Origin of the sequence: Anaeromyxobacter oryzae, assembly GCF_023169945.1 — a bacterium.
GTDB classification, from domain to species: domain Bacteria; phylum Myxococcota; class Myxococcia; order Myxococcales; family Anaeromyxobacteraceae; genus Anaeromyxobacter; species Anaeromyxobacter oryzae.
The window spans coordinates 756385-772143 of record NZ_AP025591.1; the positions used below are offsets into that span (position 1 = coordinate 756385).

Consider the following 15759-nt stretch of genomic DNA (forward strand, 5'->3'; position numbering starts at 1 on the left):
GGCGCGCCCCCGGGCGGCGGTGCGTGCGCCCGCGCCGCGGCTAGCGGCGGAACGCGAACGTGAACGAGTAGCGGCCCGGCTTGTTCTGCGGGTAGACGGCATCCCGGAGGTTCCAGTAGGCGCAGGCGCGGACGTCGGCATCGTGCACCGAGTCCTCCAGCACCTCGACGAGCGTGGCGGCGCCCGCGACGTCCGCGGTCACGCGGAGCCGGAGGGTGCCGGAGAGCGACGGCGCCTCGGCGAGGCGCGACCGGTAGGTCCGGTCCACGAGCGCCTGGATCGCCTTCTGGAGCTGGGTCACGTCGGGCCGGCCCACCTTCTCGACGTTGAGCCGGCGCTCCAGCGCGTCGAGATCGGCGCGCGCGATCCCACCGGCGGCGCGGAACGCCTCGATCGCCTGCTGCGTGTCGCCGCGGGCGGCGTGCACCCGGCCCAGCCCGAGGCTCGCCTGCGCGTCTCGCGGATCGCGGGCGAGGGCCCGGCGCAGCGCCTTCTCCGCGCCGTCGAGGTCCTGCGCCGCGAGCCGGATCTCGGCGATCCGCCGCCACTCGGCGGAGGACGGGTCGACGGCCGAGAGCCGCTCGAGGGCGCGCTGCTCGGTCGCGGCGTCCTTCGCCGCGCGCGCCGTCTGCGCCAGCGCCGCGAGCGCGTCGGCGTCCTCCTTGAGGTCCACGGCGGCCTTCCACTGCGCCTCCGCCCCCGCGACGTCGCCCTTCTTCTCGAGGAGCCGGGCGAGCGTGACGCGGGCGGTGCGATCGCGCGGCGCGGCCTCGACGGCGCCCGTCCAGTAGTCGGCCGCGGTCACGACGTCGTCGCGCGACGCGGCGAGCTCGCCGAGGAGCGCGTAGGCGCCGAACAGGTCCGGGTACGCCCTGAGCGCCAGCGTCGCCTCGGCCTCGGCGCGCGCGACGTCGCCCGCCGCGCGAGCCACGCGGGCGAGGCCGAGGTGCGCGTCGGGGTTCTCGGGGTCGGCGGTCAGGACCGTCCGGTAGTCCGCCGCGGCCGCCTCGGTCCGCCCGCGGCGCTCGGAGACCCGCGCCCGGACGAGCACGGCGAGCCACTCGTCCGGCTCGATCTCGAGGGCCTGGACGAGCGCGCGATCCGCCTGATCGAGCGTGTTCCAGGCGACGTACGTCCGCGCCATCCCGAGGTGGCCGAGCGCGGAGTCCGGGAACTCGGAGGCGAGCGCCTTGAACTGGGCCCAGCGCTCGTCGCCCTCCGGCTGCGCGTAGATGGCAAGGAAGCGGGGCACCGGGTCCCGCGGGGCGGCCTGGGACGCCTGGGTCCAGCGCGCCCGCTGCGCCGCGATGTCGCCCTTCCGCTCCGCGGCCTCGATCGCGAGCATCGCCCGCGAGACCGGGACGAGGTCGGGACGCGTCCGCGCCTGCTCCCCCGGCCGCGGCCCGGTCGTGGCACAGGCTGCGAGCAGGACGAGCGCGAGGCTGGGCACGAGCTTCATCGGGGGTTCCCCTCCGGGAGTTGGGCCCCCTTTCTACCGCGGTTCCGGGCCGGCGCGAATGGCTATGCGCCCGCCCCGCAGCCGCACCGCTACATGTGCGGCCGGCAGACGTTGCTCGAGCAGCTCGCGCCCGCGCCGAAGCCGGCGCACTCGGCGTCGGAGGTGCACGGAGCGGTGCAGATCCCGGCGGAGTGGTCGTCCGACGTGCGGCAGGTGCCGCTCACGAGGGCGCCAGCGCAAGCATCGTCGGCGACGCACCACGATCCGGCGACCGCGAAGTAGGCTTCGCAGCCCTGCGGCGCGGTGCAGACGCCGCCCTGGCAGGCGAGGCCGGCGCCGCACGCGCCGCCGATGCCGCAGCTCGCGCCGCACGTGGCGGACGGCGCGCCGTCGTAGTGGCACCTTCCGTCGTCGCTGTGGCACGCGAGCTCGGACGCGTCGCACCCGCTGGTCGCGACGCAGCCCTTCACCTCCGCACCGTCGTCGACGAGCAGCTCCGTGTCGTAGGGCGTCGTCGCGCCCGCGACGACGCGGACGGTGGCCGTCCGCGACCGGAACCCGTCCATCGACACGGTGAGCGGGTAGTCGCCCTCGGGCAGCGGCGCCAGGAACGCGGCCGGCGCCCCGTCGGTCACGACCTCGTCGCGATCGGTGCCGTCGACGGTGAACCGCGGGTCCTTGCAGCGCGCGCCGCTCTCGGCCCGGACGCCCGCCAGCACGCTGCCCGCGAGCGGGAGCCCGGACGCGGGGTGATCGCCGACGTCGCGCACGTCGGCGCCCTCGACCTCCACCTCGACCTGCTGCGCGCGCCCGGGGCTCAGGAGCGCCCCGGTCACCGGGTCGCGCTGGAACGTCCCGTCGTAGAGGACGAGCGACTGCGTACCCGCGGGCGCCGCGATCCGGAAGGAGCCGTCCGCCGCGAGCGCGACCTTCAGCTCGGGCCGGCCGAGCGGGTAGACGTACCCGCCCGTCGCCGCGCCGCTGATCCTCCCGACCACGACGCCCGTCCGGAGATCCGGCGTCTCGAGGCCGCCGCAGGCGGCGAGCGATACCAGGGCGACGGCGACGGCGCTTCGCATCCTCGCGCTCCTTCCTCCCCGGTCCGACCCCGCGGACCCGCCGTCCGGCCACGCGCGCATCAGAACCGGTACCCCACCCCGCCGAGCAGCTCGGCGAAGCCGCTGGAGCGGTTGGCTCCGTCCACCCGCACGACCATCCAGTCGAGGTGCAGCTCCAGCCCGGCCCGGAACCCCCGCCCGAGCGGCAGGTCGGCGCCGAGGAGCAGGCCGGGGGTGAACGTGAACAGGCTCTGCCCCGGGGGCGCCAGCGCGAGGTCGAACTTCCGGTCGAGCCAGATGGCGGAGAGGCGCGGGCCCGCGAGGAGCGCGCCGCCCCGGAGGGCCGCGAGCTCGAACCGCCACGGGAGCGACACCCCCGCGGTCAGCGCCTGGTACCGGAACGGCGCCGCGAACGAGCCCTGCTCGATGCGGGATCGGCCGAAGGCCGTGGTCACGTCGAGGCGCAGCGAGAGCGACGGCGCGGGCCACCCACGGAGAGACGCCGCCGCGCCGTACCCCACGACGGGCCCGAGCACCTCGCGGCGGCTCCGCGCGTCCAGGAACGAGAGCAGCGCGACGCGCGGACCGACCTCCCATCGTCCCTCGGACCGGACGAGCAGGCTCGCCACGTCGATCCGCTCCCCGGGACGGAGCCGCAGCGTCTCGTCGAGCAGCTCCGGCCCCTCGCCCTTCGCGACCTGCACGTGCATCCGGCCCGGCTCGACGGCGACGCCGCCCGGGAGATCCGCGACGGCCTGCCCGTTCACCCGGACGGTGAAGCCGTCGAGCCTCGTCGCGTAGCTGTAGAGCTCGGGCTTGCCGGTCCGCTGCACCTTGCCGACGAGCACGATGGGGTCCACGCCGACCTCGCTCGACTCGGCGCTCGGGCGCTGCCGCCCGCCGGTGTACGCGTACGTCATCCGGCGCGCGTAGTCGTGCGCCTCCGAGGCCGTGACCGCGCCGTCGCCGTTCCGGTCCGCGCCCGAGCGGAGCGCCTCGACGAGGAAGTGCGTGTAGATGTCGTGCCCGAGCTTCTCGTCCTCGCGGGCCGTCTCGCCCCAGTCGCTCGCCGCGAGCACGACGCTCGCGCGCGAGACCTCCTCGATGGGCCGGACGAAGAAGCCGCCCTTGGTACCCGCGAGCTCCTGCTGCACCGCCTCCGGGAGGAGCGACTTTCCCGCGCCGGAGTGGCAGGTCGCGAGGACGAGGACCTTGCGGCGTGACCGGAGCCGGTCGAAGTCCCCCTTGAGCTCGTCCATCGCGAGCCCCGTCCCGGCCACGTCGTCGAGCCGCGTGTCGCGGGCGACGACGTAGCGCCGCAGCTGGCCCTGGGCGTCGCGGGCGAGCGTGCCGTGCGAGGAGACGTAGACGAGGACGGTGTCGCGCTCGTCGCGGTCGGCGTCGGCGAGCCGCGCGAGCGCGGCGCGGACGCCGTCCCGGGTCGCGGCCTCGACGACGGACACCTCGTCGAACGCGCCGAGCGCCGGATCCCGGAGCACCTCTGCGAGGGCGCGGGCGTCGGCGTCGGGGTAGCGGAGCGGGCGCCACTGCGGATCGTCGAAGCGCTGGATGCCGACGAGGAGCGCCACCCGCCGCGGCGCGTGCGCCGCCTCGAGCTTCTCGCGCGGCACGTCGACCGGGACGAGGCGGCCCTTCTCGACCTGGGCGGCGCCGGCGCACGCGCTCGCCACCAGCGCGAGAACCGCGCCCGTGAGCCCGAAGCGTTTCGACGCCGGCCGCATCGTGACTCGTTCCTAGCCGGGGGCCGGCCCCTCCGCAGGACCCCGTGCGGTCCCCTGCCCGTCAGCGTTCCCGCACGACCACCTCCACCGCGTCGAGGGACAACCCCTCGAGCCCGGGTGCGTCCGGAGAGATCCGCGCCGGCGGCGCGAGCCCGGCGGCCGCCGCGAGCACGCTCCGCTCGTCGAGCGGCCCGGGTGACGCGATGGCGAGGAACCGCTGCGGCCCCGCGAGGCCGTCGAGCGGGTACGCCGCCGGCCGGCCGTCCAAGGAGACCGTGGTCCTCCCCGGGGCGAGGCGCTCGCGGAGGAACACCTCCGGCGCGCCGCGCGCCGGCACGCGCACCAGCGCGACGTCGGCCGCGCGGCCGAGCTCGAGCTCGAACTGCAGGCGGGCTCCGGCGCCGACCGCCTCTCCGGCGACGCCCTTCTCGATGCCGCCGGCCGGGTCGAGCACCACGAACCGGAGCCGCACCGGCACCGCTCGCGACGAGAAGCCCTTCTCGCCGTCCCACCCGGGCGCGAGCGGGCCGCGCCGATCCGCCCACTCGAGCGCCGCGAGGCCGGCGACGAGCACGAGGGCCGCCGCCGCGAGCCCGAGCCCGCGCCATTCGCGGAGGCGCGGGGCGCGCGCGAGTCGCCGCTGGATGCGCCGGAACTCGAGATCGTTGCCCGCGTCGGCGGCGTCGCCGGGACGGAGCGAGCCGAGCGCGTGGTCCGCCCTGCCGTCGAGCGCGTCCGCCGCGGGCCGTGCGGCGAGGAACGCCTCGCACACGGGGCAGTCGCCCCGGAGGTGCTCCGCGAGCGCGCGCGCCTCCGCCGGCGGGAGCGTCCCCGCGAGGAGGCGACGGTAGGTGTCTTCCGCGAGGTGGTTCCTCACGACTGTTCAGACTCCTCGCCGCGGAGCCTGGCCACCTCTGCCAGCAGCCGGCGCTTCACCTTCGCGCGGAACCGCTCGAGCCGCATGGTGATCGCGCTCTTGCCGACCCCGAGCCGGGCGGCGATCTCCCGCGCCGTGACGCCTCCCTGGACGTAGAAGAGGTGCACGGTCTCCTTCTCGGGGCCGTCCGGCAGCTCGGCGATGATCCGGCGGACCACCTCCAGCTCGGCTCCCTCGTCGGGGTCAGGAAAGCGCTCTGGCTCACCGAGGGTCTCCGCCTCCCGGGAGAGGTCGTCCGCGAGCTGCGCGCCCGCACGCCGGCGCGCGAGCCGCGAGAGGGCGCGGTTTCGCGCGATGGTGAGCACCCACGCGCCGAAGCGCGCGGGCTGCTCGAGCTTGGCGAGGTTCCGGAACGCGCGGACGAACGACTCCTGGACGACGTCCTCCACGTCGTCCGCGTCGAGGTCGGCGAAGCCGCGGGCCACGCGCGCGACCGCGGAGCGGTGGCGATCGTACAGGGAGCGGTGCCCGCCCGGATCGCCGCGGAGCGCGGCCGCGACCGCCGCCGCGTCGTCGCCGGCCCGCTGCGACGCCTCCGGCCGTTGGAGCGGCGAGCTCACGCCGCGAGCGTACTACGGACCCGGGAGCGCGTCCTCCCCGAGCCCCTCGTCCCGGCGCGCCTCGACGAGGAGCAGCCCACCCCCGATGAGCGTCACGGGGGCGAGGTGCACGAAGTGGTAGAGCAGCGCGAACGCCACCGCCGGCTCGCGATCGACGCCGAGCCCGGCGAGCGCGACGACCACCGCGAGCTCGAACGGGCCGGTGTTGCCCGGCGAGATGGCCACGATGTTCGCCGCCGTCGAGGCGAGGACGGCGAGGGCGGCCGCCGCGAGCGTGGTCGGGAGCCCGAGCGCCGCGAGCGCGAGGAGCGCGATGAGCACCTCGGCCATCCACCCCGCGACGCCCCACGCGAACGCTCTCCCGAGCGCGCCGGGATCGTGGGTCGCCGAGAGGCCCGCGCGCAGCCGCGCCACGAGCGCGAGCCGGTGCCCTCCCTTCGGCGCGGCGGGTGCGACGGTGGTGCGGTGCGACGGGCGGAGCACGAACGCGGCGACGAGACCTGCGGCGGCGACCGCGGTGAACGCGAGGAGGGCCGTGCGCGCCCACCCCGGGAGCGGCGTCCCCACCGCGAGGAGCGCGAGCAGCGGCACGAGCGCGGCGGACCCGACGACGTAGTCGAGGGCGGCGGCGGCGAGGAGGGACGCGGTGGAGAGCCTCGCGCGGCGGGCGAGCAGGGCCGCGCGCAGGACGTCGCCCGCGCGCGCGGGGAGCACGACCCCCGCAGCGAAGCCGGCGGTCACCGCGGCGAACGCGTCGCGGAACCGCAGCCGCGCGCCGGGCGGCTGGACGACCGACGCCCACCGCTTCGAGTGCAGGGCGAGGGAGAGGACGTTCGCGCCGCAGGCCAGCAGGACGAGGATGGGATCGGCGCGGGCGAGGACGGCGAGGACGCCGCCGAGATCCACGTGGCGCGCCGCGAGCGCGGCGAACGCCACGATGACGGCGAGCCCCAGGAGCCGCAGCGCCGTCCGCCGGGCGCGGTTGCGCTGCGGCCCTGCGAGCGCCTCCACGCGCGCGAGGCGCCCGCTCACCGCTGGCCCCGGGTGTTCGAGAACGCGTCCACCGTCACGAAGGTGTACCCCGCCTCGCGCCAGCGCCGCACGATCTCCGGCACCGCGGCTGCGGTCTGGTCCCGGCGGGGGTCGATCCCGGGCGTACCGCAGCCGTCGTGGAGCAGGAGGATCTCGCCCGGCGACATCCGGCCGCAGGCCCGGGAGGCGATGACGTCGGCGCCGGGGCGCGCGGTGTCGAACACGCCCCGCGTCCAGCCGACGAGCGCGAGCCTCCGGGCGCGGAGCGCGGGGCCGAGGAACGGCCCGCGGAACCCGTGGGGCGCGCGGAACAGCGGGGCCGGCTCGACGCCCGCGGCGCGGATCGCCGCCGCGCACCGGTCGAGCTCGTCGGCGACGGTGCGCGGACCCGCGGCGAGGAGCTTCAGGTGCGTGTGGCCGTGCTGGGCGACCACGTGGCCGCGCTGCGCGATCTCGTGGACGAGATCCGGGCGGCGGAGCGCCGCCTGCCCGAGGACGAAGAACGTGGCGCGGACGCCGGCGCGATCGAGCGCGTCGAGGACGGCGGGCGTGTCGTCGGACGGCCCGTCGTCGAAGGTGAGCGCGACCGCGCGCCCGCCTCGCGGCCCGCGCCGCACGCTCCGGCCGGTCAGATCGAAGCGGGCCCAGAGCGCCTGCAGGACGAGCGCCGCCGCCGCGACGGTCGCGGCGCCGAGACCGAGCCCCGCCAGCGGGCGGCCGCGCGCGGCGAGGAGCGCGGCGGCGCCGAGGAGCAGGGCCCCCGAGCCGATCGCGAGGGCGAGCGCGAGGCGCTTCCCGGGCGGCACGCGTCCTCCTCAGCCCCGCACGCCGATCGACCGGTAGAGCCCCAGGATCTCCCGCGTCACCACCGCCCAGTCGTACCGCTGCGCGGTGAGGCGGCCGCGCTCGCCGTACGTCGTCCCGCGGAGCGGCTCCCGCGCCATCCGGACGAGGGCGCGGGCCCAGGCGGCGGGATCGTCGCCGGGGAGCAGCTCGCCCTCGCGCCCGTGCTGCAGCACCTCCCGGAACCCGTCGATGTCCGCCGCGAGGACCGGCTTCCCGGCGCTCATCGCCTCGAGCAGCGTCACGCCGAAGCTCGCGATCCGCGCCGGCGCGCAGTAGACGTCGGCGGTCGCGTACCAGTCGGGCCGCTCGTCGAGGACCCTCCCGGTGAACACCACGTCCTCGGCCATCTCCGAGGGCACGCTCGCGCGGTAGCGCGGCATGAGCGGACCGTCCCCCAGGACGATGAGCCGCGCGTCGATCTGCTTCCACGCGCGGTGGAACGCCTCGATCAGCCGGTCCAGGCCGTTCCGTGGCTCGAGGCGTCCGACGAAGAGGACGTTCAGCTTGCCGTCGTCGTACCGGCGGATGCGGCGGCCCCGGGCGAAGCGCCGGACGTCGACGCCGTTCGGGATGATGCGAAAGTCGGCGTGCAGCGCGTCGCCGAAGGCCGAGACGCAGGCGTTCGACACCGCGACGGCCGCGTCGAGCCGGTCGAGGTAGCGCTGCAGGGCGCGGCGCATCAGGCGGAACAGCAGGCCCGGCTGGAAGTTCGTGTGGAAGGTGCCGACCACCGGGCCGGTCGCGTGGTGGATCGCGAGGAGCGGGAGCACCGGGGTGAGCGGCGCGTGGACGTGCACCACGTCGAACCGCTCCCGGGCGAGCACCTCCCGCAGCGCTGCGCCGACCCCCGTCCCGCCGGTCACCCGCCCGAAGCCGCCGTTGTAGAAGAGGGGCGCGCTCGCCCCGACGCGGATCACGTCGGCGGCCGGCTCCGCCTCGCCCTCGGCGAGATCGGGCATCTCGCTCGTCACGACCTTGACGGAGTGCCCGAGCCGGCGCGCCTCGCGCGAGAAGTGGAAGACGTGCTCCTGGATGCCGCCGACGCTCGGGTAGTAGTACTCGGTGACGACGCCGATTCTCATGGGCGGCCCTCCGGGCGGCCCCCCGAGGTTACCGCGGCATCGCCTGCTGTCGCCGTGGCTGGAAGGGGATCACGCGGGCCTCGCGCCGCGCCTGCGGGCGGAGGCGGCGGCCGAGCGGCGCGCGCCGCCACAGGAGCGGCGTGAGCGCCAGGGCGGCGGCGATCCACGCGGTGGCGGTGACCCACGCCACCCGCAGCGCGACCGCGAGGGCGCGAAACGCGAGCACGAAGCGCTTCTCGGGGCGGGGACGGCCAGCCGGCGCGGGGGCCAGCCGCAGGTGGCCGCGCGCGACCTGGGGACCGGAGTGCGGCACGGGTTCTCTCCTCCGCGTCGAATCTAGACACCGCGTTCTCGACCGGCCAGGCGACCTCGCCAGAGGGCCGCGGTGGCGCGATGCCAGCCGGACCTGCTAGACACGCCGGAGATGCCCGGCCAGCCCCGCGCCTCCGGACCCACCCTCGCGGCCCTCGCGGGCGCGATCCACCTCGGGTTCGACGCGCTCGCGACCCGGTTGCCGGCCACCACCCCGCCCTACCTCCTCCTCGACCACGCCGGCGAGATGTTCCGCGGGCTCGTCGAGGCGCTCGATCGGACCGCCGTCATCATCACGGTGTCCGTCATGGCCGCGGCGGTCAACGGCATCATCGCCGCGCTCCTCGCCGTGGCGTTCGAAGGTCTGCCCCACCGCCGGAGGGCCCTCGCCTGGACGCTCCTCGGCCTGTGGACCCTCGGCGGGGCGCTCATGATGGCGATCTACCTGGCGCCCCCTTGGGGGATCGCCCTCGGGAGCCTCGCCGCGGGGATCCCGCGCGTGCTCCTCGTGGCCTGGGCGCTCGACCGGGTCATGCCGCCCGCGAAGTCGGAGCTTCCGGATTCGCGCGCCGCCTAGCGGTTGGACCTGAGCAGCGGCCGGAGCGTTCGCTCGCGCCGCCCGGCCGCCGCGTCCGCCCGGGCCTCTGCCCGCCGGGCCGCGTCGGTCCGCCCGGTCCGGCGATAGAACGCCGCGAGCCGCTCCCACCCCGCGGCGCGGTCCGGCGCCGCCTCGGCGAGCGCGACGAGCTCGGTCTCGGCCTCCCGGAGGCGCCCTGCGGCCTCGTACCGCACCGCGAGCCGGGTCCGCACGAACGCATCCTCGGGGCGGTCCGCGCGGACCCGCTCCAGCTCGGTCAGCGCCTCGGGGCCGCGGTCCAGCGCCTCGAGCACGACCGCGCGGCGCAGCCGGACCGCCGGGTCGTCGGCGAGGGCGAGCGCGCGGCCGTAGCCGTCCGCCGCCGCCGTCGCGTCCCCGCGCAGCTCGGCGAGCTCGGCGGAGACGAGGTACCAGCGGGCGTTCCCGTCGCGCGCCTGGACGCCCGCGAGGATCGTCGCCGCGCGCTCCGGCTCCCGGCCGTCCACGACGAGCAGGTCCACGAGCTCGAGCCGCACGTCGTCCGACTCCGGAGCGCCCTCGAGCGCGGCCTCGAGCCGGGCGCGGGCACCGGCCAGATCGCCGTCGGCGCGGAGGACGCGCGCGCGGGCGAGGAGCACGTCCGGGCGCGGGCCCGGGGGCGGCCCCGGCGGAGCAGGAGGCGGGGGCGCCTCGGCCACGACCGGGGGCGGGGCCTTCTTCTCCGCGGGGGTGCCGCAGGCGACGAGGGCCACGGAGGGGAGGAGCAGGAGGGCGCGGTTCCGGAGCACGCGACATCTTAACGCGCCAGCGCCGTTCCTCTTCCCCGCGGACGGCCGCACCGCACCGCCGGACCGGTCTCCGCTGGCGGACCGCGGCCTCCTCGGGTAATCGATGCGCCCAGCGATGCGCGCCGAAGACACGCTCCAGGAGCTCGGCTGGCCCCAGATCCTCTCCGCCCTCGCGGGCCGCTGCCGCCTCCCCGCGGGGCGCCGGCTCGCCGAGGCGCTGCCGTTCCTACCCGACGCCGCTGCGACGAGGGAGGCGCTCCGCGCGGTGGACGAGGCGCGGCGACTGTCGGAGAGCGGCGTCGCGCTGCCGCTCGGAGGCGTCGGCGACGTGGAGGGGCACCTCGACCGCGCCTCGAAGGGTGGCGTCCTGGAGCCCATCGCGCTCCGGGAGTGCGCCGCCCTCTCCCGGGCCGCCGCCCGCACCCGGGACCAGCTCGAGGCGCGCGCCGGCGAGCTGCCGCGGCTCTGGGCCGTCGCGGAGGCGCTGACCGAGGGCGCCGCGCTGGCGGATCGGATCGAGCGGGCGATCGAGCCCTCGGGCGCGATCTCGGATCGCGCGAGCCCGGCGCTCGCGGCGGCGCGGGACCGCGCGCGCGGCCTGCACCGCGCCCTGAAGACGCAGGTCGAGGCCCTCCTCGACGACGAGATGATGCAGCGCCACCTCCGCGACCGGTACTTCACGATCCGGAACGAGCGCTACGTGCTCCCGGTGCTCGCGAGCAGCCGGTCGGCGGTGCCGGGCATCGTCCACAACGCGTCGCAGTCCGGGCAGACGCTGTTCGTCGAGCCCGACTCGATGGTCGAGCTCGGGAACGAGCTGTCCATCGCCACCGCGATGATCGCCGAGGAGGAGCAGCGGATCCTGCGCGAGCTGTCCGAGGCGCTCGGCGCCGGCTCCGGGGCGCTCGCGCGCGACCTCGCGGCCCTGGCGCGCCTCGACGTGCTCGAGGGCGAGGCGCTCCTCGCCTCCGACCTCGACGCGCACGCGCCCGAGGTCGCCCCGGCGAGCGGCGGCTTCGAGCTCCTGTCGCTCCGGCACCCGCTCCTCGTGCTCCAGGGGAAGAAGGTCGTCGCGAGCCACGTCCGGCTCGTGCCGCCGCAGCGCGCCCTCATCGTCTCGGGGCCCAACGGGGGCGGCAAGACCGTGGCCATCACGGCGGTCGGCCTCTCCGCGCTCATGCTCCGCGCGGGCCTGCCGGTCGCGGCCGCGGAGGGCTCCCGGCTGCCCTTCTTCCTCGAGGTGAAGGCGGCGATCGACGAGCGCGGCGACCTCGCCAAGGACCTCTCGACCTTCACCGCCCACCTCACCGCGGTGAAGGACATGCTCGCGGGCGCGATCCCGGGCTCGCTGGTGCTCGTCGACGAGATCGCGGCCGACACCGACCCGCGCGAGGGCGCGGCGCTCGCCGCGGCCATCCTCGAGGCGCTCGTGGAGCGGGGCGCGACGGTGCTCGTCACGACCCACCTCGACGAGCTCAAGGCGATCGCGCTCGTGGACACGCGGTACGCCAACGCGCGGGTGGGCTTCGACGCCGAGCGGCTCCAGCCGACCTACCAGCTGCACCTCGGCGCGCCGGGCAGCTCGTCGGCCATCGAGGTCGCCGCGCGCGTCGGCCTCCCGCCGGCGGTGGTGGAGCGCGCGCGCCAGGCGAAGGGCGGCCAGGGAGGCGCCCTCGGCGACGCGCTCCGCGCCCTCGACGAGGAGCGGGCGCGGCTCCAGGCGGCCCGGCGCGAGGCGGACGAGACCCTCGAGCGCGCGCGGCGCGCCGAGGACCGGGCGCGCGCTGCGGAGGAGAGCGCGCGCCGGGCGGAGCGGGAGGCGGCGGCGCGGATGGGCGCGGCGCTCGCCGACGACATCGAGGCCGCGCGGGGCGAGGTCGCGGACCTCCTCGCGTCGCTGCAGGCGCAGCCCTCGGTGAAGCGGGCCGCGGAGGCCGCGGCGCAGCTCGAGGCGTGGAAGGCGACCGTCGCTCAGGCCGCGAGGGCCACGCAGGCGCGGGCCGAGGCGGGCGCGGAGGCGCTCCCGGGCGGCGAGGTGAAGCCCGGGGTCCGGGTGCGGATCGCGTCGCTCGGGCACGAGGGCGAGGTCGTCGAGGTGGACGGGAAGGAGGCGCTGGTCCGGGCCGGCGCGCTCAAGATCCGCCGCCCGGTGTCGGATCTCGTGCCGCTGTCCGGAAAGGCGCGATCGGCCGCCCTCGGGAAGAGCAAGGGCGAGAAGCTCGCCGCTGCGGACGCGGCGCGGCCCGGCGCGCCGCTGTCGTCGGAGCGGCGCCTCGACGTGCGGGGCATGCGCGTCGAGGAGCTGCTGCGCGAGGTGGAGCGGTTCCTCGACGGCCTCTACGCCGGCGGCGAGCCCGACGCGCTCATCCTCCACGGGCACGGGACCGGCGCGCTGAAGCAGGCGCTTCGTGACTATCTGTCCGCTTCACCGTACGTGGGAGCATTCCGCGGCGGCGACCGGCACGAGGGCGGCGACGCCGTCACGATCGTCACCCTGCGACATTAGCGCGCACCCGTCGGAGTCAAAAATCCGTTGCATTGACCGCGGTCAACACGCCCCGTTCGGTGCAAAGTTTGCCGCAGCGCGCCACCTTTTTTGCGCTCGGTCGTTCGCCTGGTGTGGTAGAGAAGGAGCTACCCGTCCGGGCTTTCGGAATGACGCACCCTGGACACACCCCGCGCTTCTGTACGTGGAGGAATCTGCATGAAGCCTGTGAAGAAGCTGGTCGCTGCAGCCCTCGCAGCATCTCTGCCGCTCGCTGCGCTCGCGCAGACGACGCCGGCTGAGCCCGCAAAGCCTGCGGAGACCGCCCCGGCCGCGACGCCGGCCCCGGCGCCGAAGCCGGCCGACGACACCATGAAGGTGACCCCGTACGGCTTCGTCCTCGTGAACGCCTTCTTCGACGGCGACACCTTCACGACCCGGGACTACCCCGGCCAGGTCGCCGGCGCGAACGCGGGCGGCGCGTTCCTCATGAGCGCCCGCCAGTCCCGCTTCGGCGTCCGCCTCGCCGGCAAGGACACGGCCTTCACGGGCGCTGACCTCTCCGGCGTCATCGAGTTCGACTTCAAGGCCGGCCACCTGCCGACGTCGGCGACCTGCCCTGCGGGCGGCGGCGCGTGCACCATCACGACGGCGAACACGCCGTCCACGTCCTGGTACAACGGCCTCATGCGGCTCCGCCTCGCCTCCGCGACGGCGAGCTGGAAGTTCTCCGGCGGCCAGTCCTTCGCCATCCTCGGCGGCCAGGACTACGGCCTCGTGAACCCGCTCTTCGCCGAGTCGCTCGCGTGGGTGGCGGACCCGCTCTTCTGGCAGGCGGGTAACCTGTGGCGCCGCGGGCCCCAGTTCCGCGGCACGTACACGGGCGCCTTCGGCGGCCTCGGCCTCCAGCTGGCGGCGGCGATCGTCTCCCCCGCCGACGGCTTCACCCCGGTGGACAACGGCGCCGGCAACCGCTCCCGCATGCCGGACGTCGAGGGCCGCGCGGCCGTCTCGTACAAGGCCTCGCCCGACATGAACGGCACCGTCGGCGTGGCGTACAGCTACGGCAAGCGCCGCTTCGACACGACGGCGACGTACACGGGCAACACCCGTGACATCACGGTGGACGTGTTCGGCGTCGACGCGGAGATCAACGTTCCGTACCTGACGGCGAAGGGCGAGTACTACACCGGCAAGGGCATGGACGACACGTACAACGGCATCCTCTCGCCCGGCGTCCAGGGCTCGCTCGGCGCGACGACCGACACGCGCCGCGCCATCAACTCCGACGGCTACTGGGCGCAGGGCATCCTGAAGCCGCTCCCGGCGGTGTGGGTGACCATCGGCTACGGCCTCGGCGAGGCGAAGGACGCGGACCTCACCTCCGCGGCTTCCGCGGCCGGCACGCGCCGCAAGAGCACCCAGCTCGCGGGCGGCGTGATCTTCAACGCCGGCAAGTGGTGGCGGTTCGGCGTCGAGGCCATCAAGGTCGAGACGACCACCCACGGCAACTCGTTCAACGGCGCCACGGCGAACAAGGACGATGCGACGCAGGTCGCGATCTCCTCGCAGCTGAAGTTCTAAGAAGTCCGCACCACATCGGGGGCGCCCGCGTGAATCCGCGCGGGCGCCCTTCGTCTATCCGCGGTAGCCCTCACGCACAGGAGCGCCACCTCATGACGAAGATCGTCGCGCAGATGCTGGCCGCCCTCGCCCTCGCCCTGCCGGGCGCCGGCCAGGCGCAGGTGAAGATCGGCTTCATCAACTCGATCACGGGCCCCGAGGCCCCCATCGGCGAGAACCTCACGAACGGGGTCGATCTCGCGGTGGAGGATCTCAAGAAGAAGGGCGTGAACGTCACGATCGTCCGGCAGGACGACACCGGCAAGCCGCAGGTCGCCATGAGCGCGATGGAGCAGCTCGCGACGGGCGACGAGGTCGCGGTCGTGGTCGGCCCGTACACCTCGGCCTCGGCGAACGCGGTCGCGAAGCTCGCGCACCAGTACAAGGTCCCGCAGATCGTCCCCGCGGCGGCGAAGGAAGAGATCACGAAGCAGGGCTACTCGTACGTGTTCCGCGTGAACGCGCCGGCGCACCAGTACGCGCAGTCGCTCATCGACGCGGCGCTCGGGTTCGGGAAGCCGAAGTCCATCGCCTTCATCTACGAGTCCACCGACTTCGGCACCTCCGTCTCGAGCGCGGGGAAGGAGTACGCGAAGGCGAAGGGGCTCCAGATCGTCGGCGACGAGGCGTACCAGAAGGGCGCGCCGGACTACCGCTCGACGCTCACCAAGATCAAGGCGGCGAACCCGGACCTCGTCTTCATGGTCTCCTACGTCGCGGACGCGATCCTGCTCATGCGGCAGTCGCGCGAGGTCGGCCTGAAGCCCCAGGCGTTCCTCGGCGGCGGCGCCGGGTTCGACACCGCCCAGTTCGAGGGCGAGCGGGACATCTCGACCAACGTCTTCTCGGTGACCCAGTGGACGCCCGAGAGCTCGGCCGCCTCCCAGGAGTTCGAGCGCCGCTACAAGGCGAAGTTCGGCAAGAAGCCGACCTACCACGCGGCCTGCGCCTACGTGGCGACCCTCGTCGCGGGCGAGACCGCCGCGAAGGCGGGCGGCGACCGCACGAAGATCCAGGCGGCGCTCGCGAGCGGCAGCTGGAACGGGATCCTCGGCGACGTGAAGTTCGAGACGTTCGACGGCTTCACGAACCAGAACAAGCTCGTGATGCCGGTGGTCCAGTACCAGAACGGGAAGTCCGTCACGGTCTACCCGGCGAAGGCCGCGAAGGCGAAGCCGGTGTACCCGTTCCCGGGCTGGAAGTAGCCGCGTCGCGACGACGGCGGAGCGGGGGCCCGTGCCGCGCGGGACCCCCGCTC

Annotated in this window: 14 protein-coding genes; 4 read left to right on the forward strand and 10 right to left on the reverse strand. The window is 75.5% G+C overall.

Annotated elements, in window-relative coordinates; translation table 11 throughout:
* Positions 1–40: 40 nt before the first annotated feature.
* The 9 genes from AMOR_RS03210 to AMOR_RS03250 all read right to left on the reverse strand — a co-directional run bounded on the left by AMOR_RS03210 (position 41) and on the right by AMOR_RS03250 (position 9029).
* Positions 41–1459 (reverse strand): tetratricopeptide repeat protein, encoded by a 1419-nt coding sequence (locus AMOR_RS03210; protein ID WP_248358372.1) that lies wholly within the window; start codon positions 1457–1459, stop codon positions 41–43.
* 89 nt (positions 1460–1548) lie between these two features.
* Positions 1549–2538, reverse strand: coding sequence for a carboxypeptidase-like regulatory domain-containing protein (locus tag AMOR_RS03215; protein ID WP_248358374.1), 990 nt, complete (start codon positions 2536–2538; stop codon positions 1549–1551).
* Positions 2539–2597: 59 nt separating this feature from the next.
* Entirely contained in the window at positions 2598–4259 is a 1662-nt protein-coding gene (locus AMOR_RS03220) for a caspase family protein (protein ID WP_248358376.1), read from the reverse strand.
* A gap of 61 nt (positions 4260–4320) precedes the next feature.
* Entirely contained in the window at positions 4321–5136 is an 816-nt protein-coding gene (locus AMOR_RS03225; RefSeq protein WP_248358378.1) for a DUF4384 domain-containing protein, read from the reverse strand.
* A complete protein-coding gene (locus tag AMOR_RS03230) occupies positions 5133–5756 on the reverse strand; it encodes an RNA polymerase sigma factor (protein ID WP_248358380.1) in 624 nt (207 codons plus the stop codon). The genes AMOR_RS03225 and AMOR_RS03230 overlap by 4 nt, the downstream gene beginning before the upstream one ends.
* A 12-nt stretch (positions 5757–5768) precedes the next feature.
* Positions 5769–6788: a lysylphosphatidylglycerol synthase transmembrane domain-containing protein gene (locus tag AMOR_RS03235; protein WP_248358382.1), complete on the reverse strand. Its 1020-nt coding sequence runs from the start codon at positions 6786–6788 to the stop codon at positions 5769–5771.
* Entirely contained in the window at positions 6785–7594 is an 810-nt protein-coding gene (locus tag AMOR_RS03240; protein ID WP_248358384.1) for a polysaccharide deacetylase family protein, read from the reverse strand. Before AMOR_RS03240 ends, AMOR_RS03235 begins: the two co-directional genes overlap by 4 nt.
* Before the next feature lie 9 nt (positions 7595–7603).
* The gene (locus AMOR_RS03245; protein ID WP_248358386.1) at positions 7604–8716 is read right to left on the reverse strand and encodes a glycosyltransferase family 4 protein; all 1113 of its coding nucleotides are present in this window, start codon (positions 8714–8716) and stop codon (positions 7604–7606) included.
* Positions 8717–8744: 28 nt separating this feature from the next.
* Positions 8745–9029 (reverse strand): hypothetical protein, encoded by a 285-nt coding sequence (locus AMOR_RS03250; protein WP_248358388.1) that lies wholly within the window; start codon positions 9027–9029, stop codon positions 8745–8747.
* 111 nt (positions 9030–9140) lie between these two features.
* On the opposite strand from AMOR_RS03250, the gene AMOR_RS03255 reads away from it, so the two are divergent.
* The gene (locus AMOR_RS03255; protein ID WP_248358390.1) at positions 9141–9605 is read left to right on the forward strand and encodes a hypothetical protein; all 465 of its coding nucleotides are present in this window, start codon (positions 9141–9143) and stop codon (positions 9603–9605) included.
* Here AMOR_RS03255 and AMOR_RS03260 read toward each other — a convergent pair.
* Positions 9602–10393, reverse strand: a complete 792-nt coding sequence (locus AMOR_RS03260; protein ID WP_248358392.1) for a tetratricopeptide repeat protein — start codon at positions 10391–10393, stop codon at positions 9602–9604. The genes AMOR_RS03255 and AMOR_RS03260 overlap by 4 nt on opposite strands.
* 115 nt (positions 10394–10508) lie before the next feature.
* Between AMOR_RS03260 and AMOR_RS03265 the strand changes: the two genes are divergently transcribed.
* From AMOR_RS03265 to AMOR_RS03275, 3 genes are all read left to right on the forward strand, one after another.
* Positions 10509–12899, forward strand: coding sequence for an endonuclease MutS2 (locus AMOR_RS03265; RefSeq protein WP_248358394.1), 2391 nt, complete (start codon positions 10509–10511; stop codon positions 12897–12899).
* A 198-nt stretch (positions 12900–13097) separates the two neighbouring features.
* Complete coding sequence (locus tag AMOR_RS03270) at positions 13098–14462, forward strand: hypothetical protein (RefSeq protein ID WP_248358396.1); 1365 nt, start codon at positions 13098–13100, stop codon at positions 14460–14462.
* Between the two features lie 92 nt (positions 14463–14554).
* Entirely contained in the window at positions 14555–15706 is a 1152-nt protein-coding gene (locus AMOR_RS03275; RefSeq protein WP_248358398.1) for an ABC transporter substrate-binding protein, read from the forward strand.
* Positions 15707–15759 lie beyond the last annotated feature (53 nt).

What these genes read in the sequence shown, in the direction of transcription:
- AMOR_RS03210 (WP_248358372.1), bottom strand. Translation starts at nt 1,459, where the DNA reads ATGAAGCTCGTGCCCAGCCTCGCGCTCGTCCTGCTCGCAGCCTGTGCC.
- AMOR_RS03215 (WP_248358374.1), bottom strand. Translation starts at nt 2,538, where the DNA reads ATGCGAAGCGCCGTCGCCGTCGCCCTGGTATCGCTCGCCGCCTGCGGC.
- AMOR_RS03220 (WP_248358376.1), bottom strand. Translation starts at nt 4,259, where the DNA reads ATGCGGCCGGCGTCGAAACGCTTCGGGCTCACGGGCGCGGTTCTCGCG.
- AMOR_RS03245 (WP_248358386.1), bottom strand. Translation starts at nt 8,716, where the DNA reads ATGAGAATCGGCGTCGTCACCGAGTACTACTACCCGAGCGTCGGCGGC.
- AMOR_RS03255 (WP_248358390.1), top strand. Translation starts at nt 9,141, where the DNA reads ATGCCCGGCCAGCCCCGCGCCTCCGGACCCACCCTCGCGGCCCTCGCG.
- AMOR_RS03265 (WP_248358394.1), top strand. Translation starts at nt 10,509, where the DNA reads ATGCGCGCCGAAGACACGCTCCAGGAGCTCGGCTGGCCCCAGATCCTC.
- AMOR_RS03270 (WP_248358396.1), top strand. Translation starts at nt 13,098, where the DNA reads ATGAAGCCTGTGAAGAAGCTGGTCGCTGCAGCCCTCGCAGCATCTCTG.
- AMOR_RS03275 (WP_248358398.1), top strand. Translation starts at nt 14,555, where the DNA reads ATGACGAAGATCGTCGCGCAGATGCTGGCCGCCCTCGCCCTCGCCCTG.